Annotated in this window: 20 protein-coding genes; 18 read left to right on the top strand and 2 right to left on the bottom strand. The window is 48.8% G+C overall.

The window, feature by feature from the left end; translation table 11 throughout:
- Positions 1-390 (bottom strand): curli production assembly/transport protein CsgE, encoded by a 390-nt coding sequence (gene csgE, locus EDF88_RS05680; protein WP_064517770.1) that lies wholly within the window; start codon positions 388-390, stop codon positions 1-3.
- 4 nt (positions 391-394) lie between these two features.
- Positions 395-1060 carry a biofilm master transcriptional regulator CsgD gene (gene csgD / locus EDF88_RS05675; RefSeq protein WP_064517772.1) on the bottom strand — a complete coding sequence of 222 codons (666 nt, stop codon included), beginning with the start codon at positions 1058-1060 and terminating at the stop codon, positions 395-397.
- Positions 1061-1840: 780 nt separating this feature from the next.
- Between csgD and csgB the strand changes: the two genes are divergently transcribed.
- The 18 genes from csgB (at position 1841) to EDF88_RS05585 (ending at position 15245) form a co-directional block, all read left to right on the top strand.
- The gene (gene csgB / locus EDF88_RS05670) at positions 1841-2296 is read left to right on the top strand and encodes a curli minor subunit CsgB (RefSeq protein WP_064517776.1); all 456 of its coding nucleotides are present in this window, start codon (positions 1841-1843) and stop codon (positions 2294-2296) included.
- Positions 2297-2344: 48 nt separating this feature from the next.
- Positions 2345-2728, top strand: coding sequence for a hypothetical protein (locus EDF88_RS05665; protein ID WP_064517778.1), 384 nt, complete (start codon positions 2345-2347; stop codon positions 2726-2728).
- A gap of 63 nt (positions 2729-2791) precedes the next feature.
- The gene (gene csgC / locus EDF88_RS05660) at positions 2792-3121 is read left to right on the top strand and encodes a curli assembly chaperone CsgC (RefSeq protein WP_134183502.1); all 330 of its coding nucleotides are present in this window, start codon (positions 2792-2794) and stop codon (positions 3119-3121) included.
- Between the two features lie 112 nt (positions 3122-3233).
- Positions 3234-3545: a hypothetical protein gene (locus EDF88_RS05655; protein ID WP_064517782.1), complete on the top strand. Its 312-nt coding sequence runs from the start codon at positions 3234-3236 to the stop codon at positions 3543-3545.
- Positions 3546-3761: 216 nt separating this feature from the next.
- Entirely contained in the window at positions 3762-4484 is a 723-nt protein-coding gene (locus EDF88_RS05650; protein ID WP_064517784.1) for a beta-ketoacyl synthase chain length factor, read from the top strand.
- Positions 4484-5254 carry a lysophospholipid acyltransferase family protein gene (locus tag EDF88_RS05645; RefSeq protein WP_134183500.1) on the top strand — a complete coding sequence of 257 codons (771 nt, stop codon included), beginning with the start codon at positions 4484-4486 and terminating at the stop codon, positions 5252-5254. Before EDF88_RS05650 ends, EDF88_RS05645 begins: the two co-directional genes overlap by 1 nt.
- Positions 5255-5292: 38 nt before the next feature.
- The gene (locus tag EDF88_RS05640; RefSeq protein WP_064517787.1) at positions 5293-5565 is read left to right on the top strand and encodes a phosphopantetheine-binding protein; all 273 of its coding nucleotides are present in this window, start codon (positions 5293-5295) and stop codon (positions 5563-5565) included.
- Between the two features lie 19 nt (positions 5566-5584).
- The gene (locus tag EDF88_RS05635; RefSeq protein WP_064517788.1) at positions 5585-5833 is read left to right on the top strand and encodes an acyl carrier protein; all 249 of its coding nucleotides are present in this window, start codon (positions 5585-5587) and stop codon (positions 5831-5833) included.
- A gap of 3 nt (positions 5834-5836) precedes the next feature.
- Positions 5837-6406 (top strand): hypothetical protein, encoded by a 570-nt coding sequence (locus EDF88_RS05630; RefSeq protein ID WP_064517790.1) that lies wholly within the window; start codon positions 5837-5839, stop codon positions 6404-6406.
- Positions 6399-7715, top strand: coding sequence for an AMP-binding protein (locus EDF88_RS05625; RefSeq protein WP_134183498.1), 1317 nt, complete (start codon positions 6399-6401; stop codon positions 7713-7715). The genes EDF88_RS05630 and EDF88_RS05625 overlap by 8 nt, the downstream gene beginning before the upstream one ends.
- Positions 7702-8052 (top strand): hydroxymyristoyl-ACP dehydratase, encoded by a 351-nt coding sequence (locus EDF88_RS05620; protein ID WP_134183496.1) that lies wholly within the window; start codon positions 7702-7704, stop codon positions 8050-8052. Before EDF88_RS05625 ends, EDF88_RS05620 begins: the two co-directional genes overlap by 14 nt.
- Positions 8043-9737: a glycosyltransferase family 2 protein gene (locus EDF88_RS05615; protein ID WP_134183494.1), complete on the top strand. Its 1695-nt coding sequence runs from the start codon at positions 8043-8045 to the stop codon at positions 9735-9737. The genes EDF88_RS05620 and EDF88_RS05615 overlap by 10 nt, the downstream gene beginning before the upstream one ends.
- Complete coding sequence (locus tag EDF88_RS05610) at positions 9731-10156, top strand: thioesterase family protein (protein WP_064517797.1); 426 nt, start codon at positions 9731-9733, stop codon at positions 10154-10156. Before EDF88_RS05615 ends, EDF88_RS05610 begins: the two co-directional genes overlap by 7 nt.
- Positions 10149-10754: an outer membrane lipoprotein carrier protein LolA gene (locus tag EDF88_RS05605; RefSeq protein WP_064517799.1), complete on the top strand. Its 606-nt coding sequence runs from the start codon at positions 10149-10151 to the stop codon at positions 10752-10754. Before EDF88_RS05610 ends, EDF88_RS05605 begins: the two co-directional genes overlap by 8 nt.
- Positions 10726-13044, top strand: coding sequence for an MMPL family transporter (locus EDF88_RS05600; protein WP_134183492.1), 2319 nt, complete (start codon positions 10726-10728; stop codon positions 13042-13044). Before EDF88_RS05605 ends, EDF88_RS05600 begins: the two co-directional genes overlap by 29 nt.
- Positions 13044-13619 carry a DUF3261 domain-containing protein gene (locus EDF88_RS05595; RefSeq protein ID WP_134183490.1) on the top strand — a complete coding sequence of 192 codons (576 nt, stop codon included), beginning with the start codon at positions 13044-13046 and terminating at the stop codon, positions 13617-13619. The genes EDF88_RS05600 and EDF88_RS05595 overlap by 1 nt, the downstream gene beginning before the upstream one ends.
- A gap of 2 nt (positions 13620-13621) precedes the next feature.
- Entirely contained in the window at positions 13622-14794 is a 1173-nt protein-coding gene (locus EDF88_RS05590) for a beta-ketoacyl-[acyl-carrier-protein] synthase family protein (RefSeq protein WP_134183488.1), read from the top strand.
- Positions 14787-15245: a hotdog family protein gene (locus tag EDF88_RS05585; RefSeq protein ID WP_134183486.1), complete on the top strand. Its 459-nt coding sequence runs from the start codon at positions 14787-14789 to the stop codon at positions 15243-15245. Before EDF88_RS05590 ends, EDF88_RS05585 begins: the two co-directional genes overlap by 8 nt.
- The last annotated feature ends 5 nt before the right edge of the window (positions 15246-15250 follow it).

The following is a 15250-nucleotide window of genomic DNA, read 5'->3' as shown; positions in this document are numbered from 1 at the left end:
CTAAAATTCGTCGCTGGTTAAATCACCGGTACTCAATAATGCTTTATCAATTTGCCGGCGTTTAATTGCTTCATCAGTCTGGATTAATGCAATAGTGACATTTCGGTCAAAATCACGTTTTGAGGGGAATAAAAAAGCCTGGTAGATGACATCCTGATCAACAGTAATGGTTATCCAGCTTCCCCAACGGGCACTGGGCCGCTCATTTATCGTTAAGTTTCCGGTAAAACTGCTTTCCCACTTGTCACTAAAGGCACGATAAAACTCATGCCCTACAGATGAAACGGTGTGATCCGTCAACAATCCAGGAACTTCCACTTCTACGGCGCGAGCACCCCCGGAGGCGCAGACTAATACTGACGCCAGCAGTAAAGCAGCTTGTAATTTCATCGCCTTATCGCCTGAGATTATCGTTTGCCCAGGAAACCGCCTGAGTGCGATTTTTTACGGATATCTTTTTGAAAAGGTTATAGAGATGTGTTTTGACCGTATTTTCACTTATAAATAGCGACTGAGCGATTTCGATATTCGAGGCACCAATACGCAATTTATTAAGTATTTCCTTTTCACGGTGAGTCAGAAGGGAGGACTCAACATTATTGAAGCGATAATTCCCTGAGTGATTAATAAGATAGCTGGCTAACTTTTGCGAGAAGTAGCATTCCCCATCCATTACACCACGGATACCTTCTACCACGCGCGGTTCTTCCTCTGACATATAAAATACGCCATTAATATGTGGCCAGTTTTCTATGTCTCGGAATTGATACTCTTCAGGAGTGTTTAATAACAACAACTTAATGCTGTTATGTTTACGACTTAAGTTATCTTGCCAATAGTTAATCAGCTTTTTATCAGCCTCTACCATATCGAAAAGGACCACAACATTTCCAGCGACATCTTCAAGAGAGCGTTGAATATTATGAAGTTTCCCATTTATAGATAGTGAGGATTTTAAATGCTGTAATAACGCAGTAGCTTGTAGCGAGGGTTTTGTGATCAACAATAAACTTTGAGCACTTAACGCCTGACTATTTATTGTATGGACTTCATTAAACATGATGAAACTCCGTCCGAGTTTGCGCATCAATCAGCTGAATTAACAGAAAGTTAATTCACCAGAGGTACTGATAGGTGCTGCAGTGCTGTGTTTGAAATTAATATAACACTGTCAAATATCGTTAAGTTACGATCTGACTTAATGTGTTAAACAAAATGTTACTGCTGATTTCAATCTAGCGGTTACTAATCTTAAAGCAAGTGTTAAAGATGTTACAAAATGTAACTGTAGATATTCAAATGTTTCGGCTTGAGATTTTTTCTATTTAGTTTTAGCACTAAAGTTGTACATAAATTATAAATTGCATAGTTTTAAAAATCATACAAATAACTTTATTTCGTTGATTTGTATGGGTTATATATTTTTTTCTTTATGCGTTTTGCAACTTAACACATGTAAATTGTTGGCATTACATTCGCAGTTGTTAGCAGTCTTAAGAAAACTCATTACCGTGACATGGGCACGCTAAAAATTGCCAAATAGCAGTCTTTCAAACCAACCAGACGGCAAATCCATGCTTGATAAATGTGATGAATTTAAAAAACATACGCTAATTAAAATAATCGTTTTTGAACCCTTTGTTGTATTTGGTTTTTTTTATTCCACTAATACTTTGTAATGAGTGGAAATATAAAAATACAACATGCGGGTGAGATATTTTAAATGTTTCGACGGACATACTCATTTCCGTAACGCAGAGATAACATTTCTTCTCAACGTTAACGGCAAGTGTGATGAGTGAGTTTTATTAGTAGAAGTATTTAGACCCAGGGTGACAACATGAAGAACAGATCGTTACTTGTGATGTTAGCATTGTTGGGAGCGCCTGGTTATGTTCTTGCAAATAATCCCGATCTTGCCAGATCAGAATATAACTTTGCGATGAACGAATTAAGTCGAACATCGCTAAATCAGGCAGCAATTATTGGTCAGGCTGGCAATTACAATAATGTCAACGTTGACCAGCATGGAAGCAAGCAATTAGCACTGGTCTCTCAGACAGGTTCTTCTAACAGAGCTAATGTTGAACAATCAGGGAGTTATAATCTTGCTTATATCTCACAAGTTGGCAGTGCCAACGATGCGAATATTGAGCAAACAACTTCGGGTAATACTGCTTTAATTAAACAGATAGGCTCTGGTAATAAAGCAAATATTATCCAAACGGGTACTGGTTATACCGCAGTTGTAGTGCAAGTAAGGTCACAAATGGCAGTCCGTGTTGTCCAAAGATAATACACTAGCTATTTGGGCTTAAATTATCAATCCGATGGGAGTTTCACCATGAACTTTATTAAAGTAGCAGCAATCGCAGCAGCATTGGTGGTTTCGGGAAGTGCACTGGCTGGTCAAATCTATCAGGGCGGACATGGTAGTAGTGGTGGCTATGGTAATTATGGCGATACCAATCAAGGTCTAACTGTTACTCAACTTGGTAATTTTAACGGCGCTAACGTTAACCAAAGTTCAAAATCCAGCAGCCTTGATCTACTGCAAAGCGGTAATAATAACCAGGCTAATCTTGTTCAGGCAAGTACTCGTGCCGACCTGGATGTTAAACAATTCGGCAACTTTAACGGTGCCAATGTGACACAAGCTACAACTGGCGCTTCGGCAGCTGTAACTCAGTCTGGCTGGGGTAATCAGGCCAATGTCTATCAGCACTAATTGCTAAACTAGACAAAAAAAGAACAGGGCCTTTATGCCCTGTTCTTTTTATTGGGGGAAACCATGCACACATTAGTTTTATTAGTCGCGCTCAGTAATCAGCTTGCTTTCGATACTCAGCAGCAGGGAGATATGTACACCATCGTGCCTGTCGCTACGCTCACTCAAGACTGCCAGTGTTCCTACAAATTTACCGCGCTACGTTCCGGCTCAGGAGGGCAAAGCAACAGCAGCCAAAGCGGGAACATTTTTATAAAAGCGAATGAACCTGCCCGGCTTACACGGATGAGTATGAATATCTCTCCTGGAGATAATGTGACCATTACGGTGACCGTGTCGGATGGAAAAGATATTCATCTGGAAAAAGAGTGGGCTCCGCCGGGCAATGTTTAATAAATGTAGCGGTTATGTGGATTTTATTTCTTATATATACCAGGTTTTAACTGTAGCGTTCACCGTTTTGTGCCGATAACCCTCATACCACTTCAGTTGAGGAGTCCGTAGCGTGAAAACAGTAAGCTTGAGACGTTCATTTCTTTTGCCTGTTTTTGTTCTTGCTTTCCCTTTACTTAATGCTCATGCCAGTGGTGGTGTGATTCATTTTCAGGGGGCAATAGTAGAAGAAGGTTGTCGTTTATCGAATCAGGAACATTCTGTTAAATTTTCCTGTACCCAAAACGGGGAGCCAGTTGTTCAGACCATCGCACTTAATAAGCTGAATAATTATACGGCTGGTGGCGATGCTCCGTTTTCTACCAAAATGCGCTACATTGACGCGCAACATCAACTGGCAGTTCTGGAAATCACATACCGTTAGAATCCGCGGCCTGTGATTAGCAGGCCGTTGGAATCGATGTATGAATATTTATTTCCCAGTCATTTTGATACTATTCCCCGCCGTTGATGAATTCATTGCGCGCAAAATATAAGCGGCTTAAGAAAAATCCCGTAAAATTAAGACTTATTTTATAGTCGGCATAAATTCGAAGATATATATCTGACGGGACGTCGCAGATGATTGATGGTACAGAGCATGAAGTTAGCGTTTAACGTTGTCGACTGGCAGGCCAGTGCACCAGGTTTGTCTGAACATGATGACTGGCAGGCATGGGGAAAAACCGCAGCTATTATTGATGTTTCATCCCCGCTTGCCAAAAGTCGCCATCTACCTATGATGACCGCGCGCCGTCTGGCATCAGGTAGCCGTCTTGCTGTTGACTGTGCCCTTGCTATTTTGTCCCGACAAAATGTTGATGCGCTGGTCTTTTCCAGCCGCCATGGTGAGCTGGAGCGAAATTTTCGGATTTTAACTGCATTAGCGTGCGAAGAGAGTCTCTCACCAACTGATTTTGCGATGTCAGTACACAATTCAGCGGTAGGGAATACCACGATTGCGGCCCAACAAGCACTGGTTTCGTCCTCTGTTTCCGCAGGCTTTGACAGTTTTGCGCAGGCATTAATCGAAGTGGCATCGCTGCATCACTGTGGGTATCAACGCGTGATGTTGGTGGATTTCGATGGGCTGATTCCTGATTTTTATCACTCTCATCTTCCAGGTGAGACGGTCAGCATGCCATTTGCGGTGGCACTGTTGCTGGAAGCTGGATCGCAGATCCAGTGTGAAACAACACCGAGCCAAACCCCTGGTGCGCAAGGTTTACCGCAGGGGCTGGCATTTTTGCACGGCTGGCTCAGTGGCGAGCAGACATTCACTCTTCTTGGTGAACGGCTGTGCTGGCGTTGGAGTCGTCATTAATGTGGGGGCGCATAGAGTGGTGCTGGCGCGTGCTGATGACCGGTTGGTTGTTCATTCTATTTGGTAGCGGTGGCCTGGTATTGTCACTGGTATGGTTTAACTTGTTGTTACTGTTTGTTCGCGATAATGGCAAACGCCGTCAGATTGCTCGCCGTAGCATCTCCGCCAGTTTCCGGCTATTTTTACGCATCGGACGCGGGCTGGGCGTGTTTGATTATCGCTTCGAAAATTGCGCGCAATTAGCAAACGACCATGGATGCTTGATAGTCGCTAACCACCCGACGCTGCTCGATTATGTGTTTATTGCTTCTCAGGCACCGCATATTGGTTGCCTGGTGAAAGCAAGCCTGGTGAACAATCCCTGTTTTCGCGGCGTGATTAAAGCCGCGGACTATCTGGTTAATAGTCAGGGCGAAACATTACTTCCTGAAAGCCAGAAACGCATAGCGGCAGGGGAGGCGATTCTGATTTTCCCGGAAGGGACGCGTACCCGTCCGGGTGAACCGCTGGTTATCCAGCGAGGTGCTGCGAATATTGCTGTGCGTTGTAGATGTGAATTGCGTTTGGTGCATATTCACTGTGACCAGCGTTATCTGGACAAACACAGCCGCTGGTACCAGATACCTCAGCGCAAGCCGATGATTACTGTGAGTGTCAAACAGCGGATCGACAGCCAAAGCTTTATGGAAAATCAAGACGATGCCCCCACGATTGCGGCGCGCCGTCTTAGCCAATATTTAAGTCAGGAATTGGTTCCTGACCCTTTTTAAAAGTCTACTCAGATAGACTCTAAGACTCGGATGGTGATATGCAATCTCTAGAGACCGATATTAAACAACTCATTATCGACACCCTGAATCTCGAAGAGATAAGTGTCGATGAGATTGAAAGTGAGGCTGCGTTATTTGGTAACGACGGCCTTGGCCTTGATTCCATCGATGCTCTGGAATTGGGTCTGGCGGTTAAAAAACGTTATGGTGTGGTGTTATCCGCAGAAAACGAAACGATGCGTGAACATTTTTACTCGGTCGCGAATCTGGCCGCATTTATTAATAGTCAAAACCCTGCGCACAGCGCCTGATTGAAACCACGAGTACGCTATGAATAAAGAAGATATTTATCAGGAAGTCACCGGGTTACTGGTTAAGTTATTTGAACTCTCTCCTGAGCAAATCACCCCGCAATCTCGTCTTTACGAAGATTTGGATCTCGATAGTATCGATGCGGTAGATATGGTTGTGCATCTGCAAAAACGCACCGGTAAAAAAATCAAACCGGAAGATTTCAAAACGGTTCGTACCGTACAGGATGTCGTAGACGCAGTTGAGCGTCTGCATAGCGGGTCTTAAAGCGTGCTGGCAAAACGTGCGCTAAGTATTGTCGGAGGGCTAGCCGTAATAGGTTGGCCCTTTGCCGTCTGGTTAGCCCTTTCGTATCCAAAATTACATATTTTGCTGCCTATTCTGGCGTTGTGCTTTGTACTGCGCTTGTGCGCATTGCGTGGCAAAACGGGTGCTTTGAGTCGTGCGTTCAAAGGGCTGGCCATTGCGGGGGCGGTGTTATCTATTGCCAGTATTTGGATGCGTGAAGCACAGCTGTTGTTGTGGTATCCGGTGGTGGTCAATGTGGTGATGCTGGCACTATTTGGTGCCTCACTGTGGAGTAGCCAGTCTTTGATTGAACGCCTGGCTCGTTGGCGTGAAGGGGATCTACCGGCTGCAGGTGTGCGATATACCCGTCGCGTAACGCAAGTATGGTGCATTTTCTTTATCCTGAATGGCAGCATGGCACTATTCACCTGCCTTGCGGGTAACATTCACTGGTGGACATTGTGGAATGGAATGGCGAGTTACCTGCTGATGGGGGCGTTATTTGCCGGTGAATGGTTGGTGAGGCAGCGGGTGAAACGTCGCTATGAATAATCCTTTACCTCTGAAGCTGTGGCTAAGCGGTCGCCATCCGCAACATATTGTGGCGTTTGAAGGGCCGCAGCTTCGGACGCAGGCCGATTTAATCAATGATGTTCAGCGTATCTATGGCTGGCTAAAAACGCAGCCTGGCGATCGCTGGGCGCTTTGCCTTGATAACAGCTACGCCTTTATTACCGCGCTTTTGGCGACACTGCATGCGGGTAAAACACCTGTGATCCCTGGACATTGCCGGGAAGCACAGCTTCGCGAACAGCAAATGCATTTTTGCGGCGTCATTAGCGATGTGCCACTCAACCTCAGCTGTACGGTGATAAACCCGCAAACCCTGGCGTATCCGGCAGTCCAACCCTTTGAACCGGTTCCTGTCGATGCTGGTGTGGTGCTATTTACCTCGGGGTCTACTGGTGAGCCTGCGCAGATTTTTAAAACGCTACAAGCGTTGGATGAAGAGATCGCCTGGCTTGCGGCATTGTGGGGCGAACAGATTCGCGATTGTCGCGTGGTGGGCTCGGTGTCACACCAGCATCTCTATGGTTTTACTTTCCGTGTGATGCTGCCAATGGCGCTTGGTCTTGCCGGTGATGCTGCAATGATTCACTTCCCTGAGCAACTGGTGGCGCATTCGACCCATCCTTTATTGTTTATCAGCAGTCCGGCATTTTTAAAACGCCTCGATGCGAACCTCACGGCTCCGACTTTTAAAAGCGTGATTTCTGCCGCCGGGAAACTCGATGACGATACCGCGAAAAATGCACGAGCGTGGCTTAAAACACCGGTATCAGAAATTTATGGCACCACCGAAACGGGTGTGCTGGCGTGGCGGCAACATTCGCAAATCTCGCCCGAATGGCAGCCCTTCCCGGAAGTGCGTTTTACCCCGCACGGTGATGGCTGGCAGGTTGAGTCAGCATTGATTCATCACCGATGCGTGCAGTTAGACGATATTCTCGAATTTGGCCCGCAGGGGAGTTTTCGCTTATTAGGTCGCCGCGATCGCATTGTAAAAATCGAAGAAAAGCGCATTTCACTGAGTGAAATTGAGCGCCGATTACTGGCGCTCCCTGGTATTGAGGATGCCGCTGTCGTTCCCATTACGCGTGGTAACCGAATTGCGCTGGGCGCGGTCGTGGTTGCTTGTGAACAAACGGCTAATAAACAACTCTGGCGTGAAGCACTCCGCGCCTGGCTTGAGCCAATAGCCATTCCTCGTTATTGGCGCATCGTCGAGCTTATTCCACACAATAGCCAAGGCAAGCGTTCGTGGGTGCAATTACAGGAGTTATTTGATGAAACCCGTTGAGTTACAGCGCTCGCAGCCCGAAGCAGGAAAACTGTGCCTACGTTTAGCTGTTCCGGCGACGGTAGGCTGGTTCGCAGGCCATTTTCCCACTCAACCATTATTACCTGGCGTGGCGCAGCTCGATTGGGTCATGGCTTATGGAGTCACACTTGCGCCGGGAATGCGCTTCTGTTCGATTGATAGCGTTAAATTCCAACGCCCGATTGTGCCGGGAAGCGAACTTGAGCTGAATCTGCAATGGGATGCTACGCGCTGTGTGTTGAGTTTCACTTATACCCTGTTAAGCGAAGAGGGTGGTGTTGCTGCCAGCAGCGGGAAAATTAAGCTATGTCCATAACAGCCTCGGCTTTTCACCCTTGTGTGGTGATCCCATGTTATAACCACGGCGCGACAATGGCGGTGGTGCTGAAACGTCTGCAACCTTTTGCACTGCCGGTGATTATTGTTGATGACGGTAGTGATGCTGCAACCAAGCAGGAACTGGCGCAGTTAACTGGCGTCACCCTTATCCATTTGGAAAACAATCGGGGAAAAGGGGAGGCAGTCATTACCGGCCTTAAAGCGGCGTCACAGGCAGGGTTTAGCCATGCTATTCAACTTGATGCTGACGGGCAGCACTGCATTGAAGATGTCCCTCGTTTTTTAGATGAAGCGCGCAAGCATCCTGATTGCCTGATTTCTGGAATGCCGGAATACGATGATTCTGTTCCAAAATCGCGTCTTTACGGGCGCTATGTCACGCACGTTTGGGTGTGGATTGAAACTCTGTCACTGTCTTTAAAAGACAGCATGTGTGGTTTCCGTGTTTATCCGTTGGCGGCAACGCTTGCGGTTATTGCGAAACATTCCCCAGGTAAACGCATGGATTTCGATACCGAAATTATGGTGCGTTTATATTGGGCTGGGACCAACAGCCATTTTTTGCGCACGCGAGTGATTTATCCAGTAGATGGCCTGTCGCACTTTGACGCACTTCGCGACAATCTGCGCATCTCGTGGATGCATACGAGACTCTTCTTCGGCATGTTACCGCGCATTCCGGCATTACTCTCGCGCCGTCGAAAGAGCACTCATTGGGCGCAAGTGCCAGAACGTAAGGGGCTGGCGGGAATGCGCTTAATGCTGAATATCTACCAACGTCTGGGGCGGCGTGCATTTAACGCATTGCTCTATCCGGTGGTGGCGTGGATGTGGTTAACCGGCGGCACGCAGCGAAAGGCATCACAGCAGTGGCTAGCTCAGGTTCGTCAACAGGCACAATGCCTGGGCGTTACACTGCCAGCCGGGTTAAACAGCTATCGCCACTTCTTACGCTTTGGCGATGCAATGCTAAACAAAATTGCTGCCTGGCGCGGCGATATTCTCTGGGGGCGTGATATCGAGTTTGCCCCCGGCAGCCGTGAAGTTTTACAACCGCAGGCCGGGCAGGGGAAGTTAATCCTCGCCGCACATCTGGGTGATATCGAAGCCAGCCGCGCACTGGCTCAGGTTGAGGCCGGGCTTGTGATTAATGCGCTCGTCTTCACCGATAACGCTCAACGCTTTCGTCAGATTATTGAAGAAATTGCTCCACAGGCCGGTGTGAATCTGCTGCCGGTTAGCCATATTGGCCCGGAAACTGCCATGCTTCTACAAGAAAAACTCGATGCCGGAGAGTGGGTGGCGATCGTCGGTGATCGGGTTGCTGTTAATACGCAACGTGGCGGTGAACGGCGCGTATGCTGGAGCCAGTTTATGGGCAACCTGGCCCCTTTCCCGCAAGGGCCGTTTATTCTTGCCGCCGCATTACGATGCCCGGTCATTTTGATGATGGTTTTGCGTGAACAGGGCAAACTGCGCATTCATGCTGAGAACTTTGCCGATCCTTTGGTGTTGCCACGTGCAACTCGGCAACAAGCACTACAAGAACATATTGATAATTACGCGCGCCGTCTGGAGTGTTATGCACTGCGTTCGCCGCTCGATTGGTTTAATTTTTATGATTTCTGGCAATTACCTCCAGAAAAGGAGTCCGGATGTTAAATGACCCACGTTTTACTGTGGAGGTCAGCATCAAAGTCCCATTCCATGATGTCGATGCGATGGGAGTTGTGTGGCATGGCAACTATTTCCGCTACTTTGAGGTGGCGCGCGAAGCATTGCTCAACCAATTTGATTATGGCTATCGTGCCATGAGTGAGTCTGGCTTTGTCTGGCCGGTTGTCGACACTCGAGTTAAATACCGTGATACGGTGAAATTTGAACAACAGATTCTGGTGCGCGCAACGGTACTCGAGTATGAAAACCGCCTAAAAATCGGCTATGAAATTGTTGATGCCCAAACTGGCAAACGCGCGACTTCGGGTTACACCATCCAGGTTGCCGTTGAGGCAACAAGCGGAGAACTTTGTTTCGTCTCCCCTCAGATACTTTTTGAACGCATGGGCTTGAGTCATGAATAAGATTATTTTAATGGCCTTGCTGTGTATCAGCTTTATGGCGAACGCAATTACCCTCGATGACGTGCAACGTAGCTTTGCATCGCAGCCGGTGGTGCGGGCTAAATTCCAGCAAGACCGTCAAATTAGTGGGATGGCGCAACCGCTGCATTCCAGCGGTGAAGTGTTGATCGCTAAAAGCAAAGGTTTGTGGTGGCAGCAACAACATCCATTCCCGATGACGCTGGTCCTTGATGATAGCCACATGGTGCAGGTCATGGGCAGTCAGGCCCCGCAAATCATTACCGCAGACAGCAACCCGCAAATGTTCCAGTTCAATCATTTGCTACGCGCTCTATTCCAGGCCGACCGTAAAGTGCTTGATGAAAACTTCTCCAGCGCTTTTACCGACCAGGGCAATGGCAAATGGCAACTGGTCTTAACGCCGACTACGACGCCGCTCGATAAGCTGTTTAGTACGATTACCCTGGAAGGCGATAAATACCTTAATCGCATTGCGCTGAATGATTTGCAGGGCGATTTTACGGAAATCACCTTTAGCGACCACCGACTAAATCCACGAAAATTGACTCATGAAGAGCAGCAGCGCTTCGCTTTCTAATATGCATCGTCGTCTGGCATGGGGTTGGCTTGCGATAGTCACTGTGCTGGTGGTGTTGCTCGCAACGTTGTTGCCAAAGGCTCGGCTCGACAGCAGTGTGCTGTCGCTGCTGCCTGCCAGCAGCCTCGGTAAAGTTCCGCCACAAATCGAGAACGGTTTTTTGCAACGTCTCGATAGACAAATGATGTGGATGGTCAGCCCCGGCAATCAACCCGATCCAGCTGCCGCGCAATGGTGGCAAACGCAACTGCAACAGCAGCCATTCCTTGCGGGTGTGCAGGGGCCGATGGATGCAAAGGGTCAGCAGGAGTGGGGGAAATTCTACTTCGAGCATCGCAACGGCCTGGTTGATAACCAAACTCGCGATCGTTTACAAAATGGTGGCGAAGCCCAGGCTCAGTGGGTGTTGTCGCAACTTTACTCGGCGTTTTCTGGCGTCAGTGGTAAAGAGCTGACAAACGATCCGTTGATGCTGGTGCGTGGGTCACAACTGGCGCTGCAACAAACGGCCAGTCAGATGCGATTGATGAACGGCTGGCTGGTGGCACGTGATAAACAAGGACGTTACTGGTATTTGCTACACGGTGAACTAAAAGGTTCATCGTTTGATATGCAGCAGGGGCGCGAAGCGGTTGAGCAACTGCAAGCCTTGAAGCAAAACCTGAAACAGCACTTCCCGCAGGCTGAAGTGATGTCGCGTGGCACACTTTTCTACAGTGATTACGCAAGTCAGCAGGCAAAGCATGATGTTTCAACGCTTGGCCTGGCAACGGTGATTGGCGTGTTGCTACTGGTGCTTGCGGTGTTTCGCTCGGTACGGCCTCTACTGTTGTGTGCCACATCGGTTGCTATCGGAGCACTGGCTGGCACCGCTATCACACTACTTTGCTTTGGTGAACTGCACCTGATGACGCTTGTTATGAGCATGAGCATCGTTGGTGTTTCGGCCGATTACACGCTCTATTATCTCACTGAACGCATGGTGCATGGCCGAGAAAACTCGCCCATCACGAGTTTACGCAAAGTGCTTCCTGCTTTACTGCTGGCGCTGGCGACAACCGCTATTGCTTACCTGATTATGATCCTCGCGCCGTTCCCCGGCATTCGCCAACTCGCCGTCTTTGCCGCCAGTGGTTTAATTGCCTCCTGCCTGACGGTCGTGTGCTGGTACCCGTTTGCGGTGCGCGGCTTGCCGGTTAAGGCTGTGCCTTGTAGCCGGTTACTTACTGCCTGGCTTGATGCATGGCAGAACAAAAAAGCAGTGCGCGTTGGCGTGCCGCTCGCCTTGTTGGTGGTTAGCCTCACAGGAATTGCCTCCTTAAAAATCAATGACGATATCGCCAGTTTCCAGGCATTGCCGCAGGATTTGGTAAGTGAAGAGCAGGCCATTACCGCTTTAACCGGGCAGGGTATGGACCAGAAATGGTTCGTGGTTTATGGCGATACCGCCGAGCAAACGCTGCAACGCCTGGAAAAACTGGCTCCTGAACTTGCAGAGGCTAAAAAGCAAAAAGCTATCGAGAGCTATCGCCTGATTCCTTTAGCCTCTCTTGAGCAGCAACAGGCGGATTTGCTTCTGCTGCGCGAAGCCGCCCCTATATTGCAAAAACGTCTTGCCGAAAGCGGCATTCCGGTGACTGCACCTAATTTACAGCAGATGGCAGTGACTCCGGATCTTTGGCAAAAAAGCGTGATTAGTAGCGGCTGGCGCTTGTTGTGGGTATCGCTGCCTGACGGTAAAAGCGGCGCGCTAGTGCCGGTAAATGGCGTTCACAATAGTGAATTACTTGCCAACATTGCAGCAAAGTTGCCTGGCGTAAGTTGGGTCGACAGAAAAGTGATGTTTAATGAATTATTCAGCCACTTCAGTAGTTTGTTGACTATTTTACTGGCTGCGGCAGTCGTGGCGATTGCCATCAGCTATGTGCTGCGACTCGGTGTAAAACGCGGGTTATTAAGTGTTGTACCTTCGCTGTTATCGCTGGGTTGTGGGCTTGCAGCACTTGCCTTCAGTGGACATACATTAAACCTGTTCTCACTATTGGCGCTGGTGTTAGTCCTCGGGATTGGCATCAATTACACGCTGTTCTTTAGTAACCCACGCGGCACCCCGTTGACGTCGCTTCTGGCAATAAGTGTGGCATTGCTGACCACACTCTTCACATTAGGCATGTTGGTCTTTAGCCAGACACAAGCCATCGCAAGCTTTGGCATTGTGCTCAGTTGCGGCATCTTCTGTGCATTCCTGACAGCCCCCTTAGCCCTACCTACTCAGGGAAAGAGAGAATAATGAAAATACTACCTACACTGGCATTGTTGCTTGGCTCCTTATTATTGAGTGCGTGCAGCACAACAAAACCAGATAGCTCAAGGCCGCAGGCCTGGTTAAAAGCCGGCACTTTAGTGACGTTGCCCCCGCCTGGGATTTCGCCGTCAATTACCCAACAACAATTGCTGACTGCGCAAGTCAAAGGCAAAACCCAATCATTGATGGTGTTGCTCAATGCCGACCAGCAGAAAATCATGCTGGCTGGTTTGTCGCCGTTAGGGATTCGTTTATTCCGGCTGACCTATGACAGTCAGGGCGTGAAAACCGAGCAGTCATTGACGCTGCCAGAATTGCCTCCAGCAAGTCAGGTTCTTGCCGATATTATGTTGAGCTACTGGCCGATAAGCGCCTGGCAGCCGCAGTTACCTAAAGGCTGGACATTAAAGGATATCGATTCCCGCCGCGAACTGCGAGATGACCAGGGGGAGTTGATTGAGACAATCCATTATCTGATGCGTAACGGCAGTCGTCAGCCGGTGAGTGTGCACCACCATCGTTTCGGTTATGTCATCAGCATTCAGCATCTGGACAGCTAATTATGATTACTCTATCTGCTGCCGGAATGGTCAACGCGTTAGGTAACAACCTTGACGAAATCGCAGCAAATTTGCAGGTCAACACGGCACCAGGTATGGGGCCAGGTACCGATGACTGGTTGCAGCAGGGCGAATGTTGGGTCGGGCGTGTTTGTGGAGAATTACCAGAAATAGCGCCAGAAATGGCGCAGTACAACAGCCGAAATAACCGTCTGTTATTGGCTGCTCTGGCGCAAATTCGCCCGCAGGTGGATGACGCCATTGCACGATACGGAAACGAGCGCGTGGCAGTCGTGTTGGGGACCAGTACTTCAGGGCTTGATGAAGGTGACCGTATGGTCAGCGGCAGCCACGAAGGTTCTCCACCCGCTTCTTATTATTACGGCCAGCAAGAGCTTGGCGATCCCTCACGTTTTCTGAGCGACTATTTGCAACTGTTTGGTCCGGCGTTGACGATTTCAACCGCCTGTTCTTCCAGCGCGCGAGCAATGATTACCGGTAAAAGGCTAATTGAGTCGGGAATGGTGGATGCTGCGATTGTGGGTGGCGCAGATACCCTCAGCCGCATGCCTATCAACGGTTTCAATAGCCTGGAGTCATTAAGTAACGTGCGCTGCAAGCCGTTTAGCGCCGAGCGCAACGGCATTACCATTGGTGAAGCCGGTGCATTGATATTACTGACCAAAGAGCCGGGTAAAGTCTGTTTACTGGGAGTGGGTGAGTCGTCTGATGCCTGGCATATGTCAGCCCCACATCCGGAAGGTCTTGGGGCTATTCGCGCAATTGAAATGGCGCTGCGTGAGGCCAGAATCGGCGCGCATGATATTGGCTATATTAATATGCACGGTACTGCCACGCGTCTGAATGACGAAATCGAGGCGAAAGTGGTAAATCAACTTTTTGGCGAAAGCGTGCCTGCCAGTTCCACTAAGCACCTTACCGGGCATACGCTAGGCGCTGCGGGTGCTTGTGAAGCGGTGCTCTGTTATTTGCTGCTAGCACGCGACTTACTGCTGCCTGCACAAGATTTCACTGACGCGCATCAAGACATGAGCCTTGCGGCCTGTGGTCTACTCACCGCGCCAAAACCATTCCTCAAACCGATAATGCTATCGAACTCATTTGCTTTTGGCGGCAATAATGCTTGCCTGATTTTTGGAGTTTCTCATGACTGATTTTCTTGCCCCACAACACTACCTGCCGCACGAAGCACCCATGTGCTTGCTTGAATCGGTAGTGGCGGTGGAACAAGAAAGTGCGCATTGTCGGGTCACGGTGAGAAACCCTGGTGTGCTTGCACCTTGTCTAGATGCCGAAGGCAATTTACCGGGCTGGTTTGCTATTGAATTGATTGCCCAGACGGTCGGCGTGTGGTCAGGCTGGCATGCGAAAAAAAACGGTGAAGAAGAAAGCCTGGTTGGAATGCTGCTGGGTGGGCGGGGAATACGCTGCCCGGCAGGCATTTTCCCACAAGGTACGCTACTGGAATGCCACGTCACGCTGCTGATGCGTGATGAGAAGATTGGTAGTTTTGAAGGACAAATTCTCGCGGACGGCAACGTACTGGCGAGCGGGCGAGTTAATACATATCAGCCTGATAATAATGAATTAAAACAATTATTTTGATGGGA

Source organism: Buttiauxella sp. BIGb0552, from assembly GCF_004366275.1.
In the GTDB taxonomy this organism is placed as follows: Bacteria; Pseudomonadota; Gammaproteobacteria; order Enterobacterales; family Enterobacteriaceae; genus Buttiauxella; species Buttiauxella gaviniae.
This window is presented reverse-complemented; position numbering and strand designations above follow the sequence as displayed.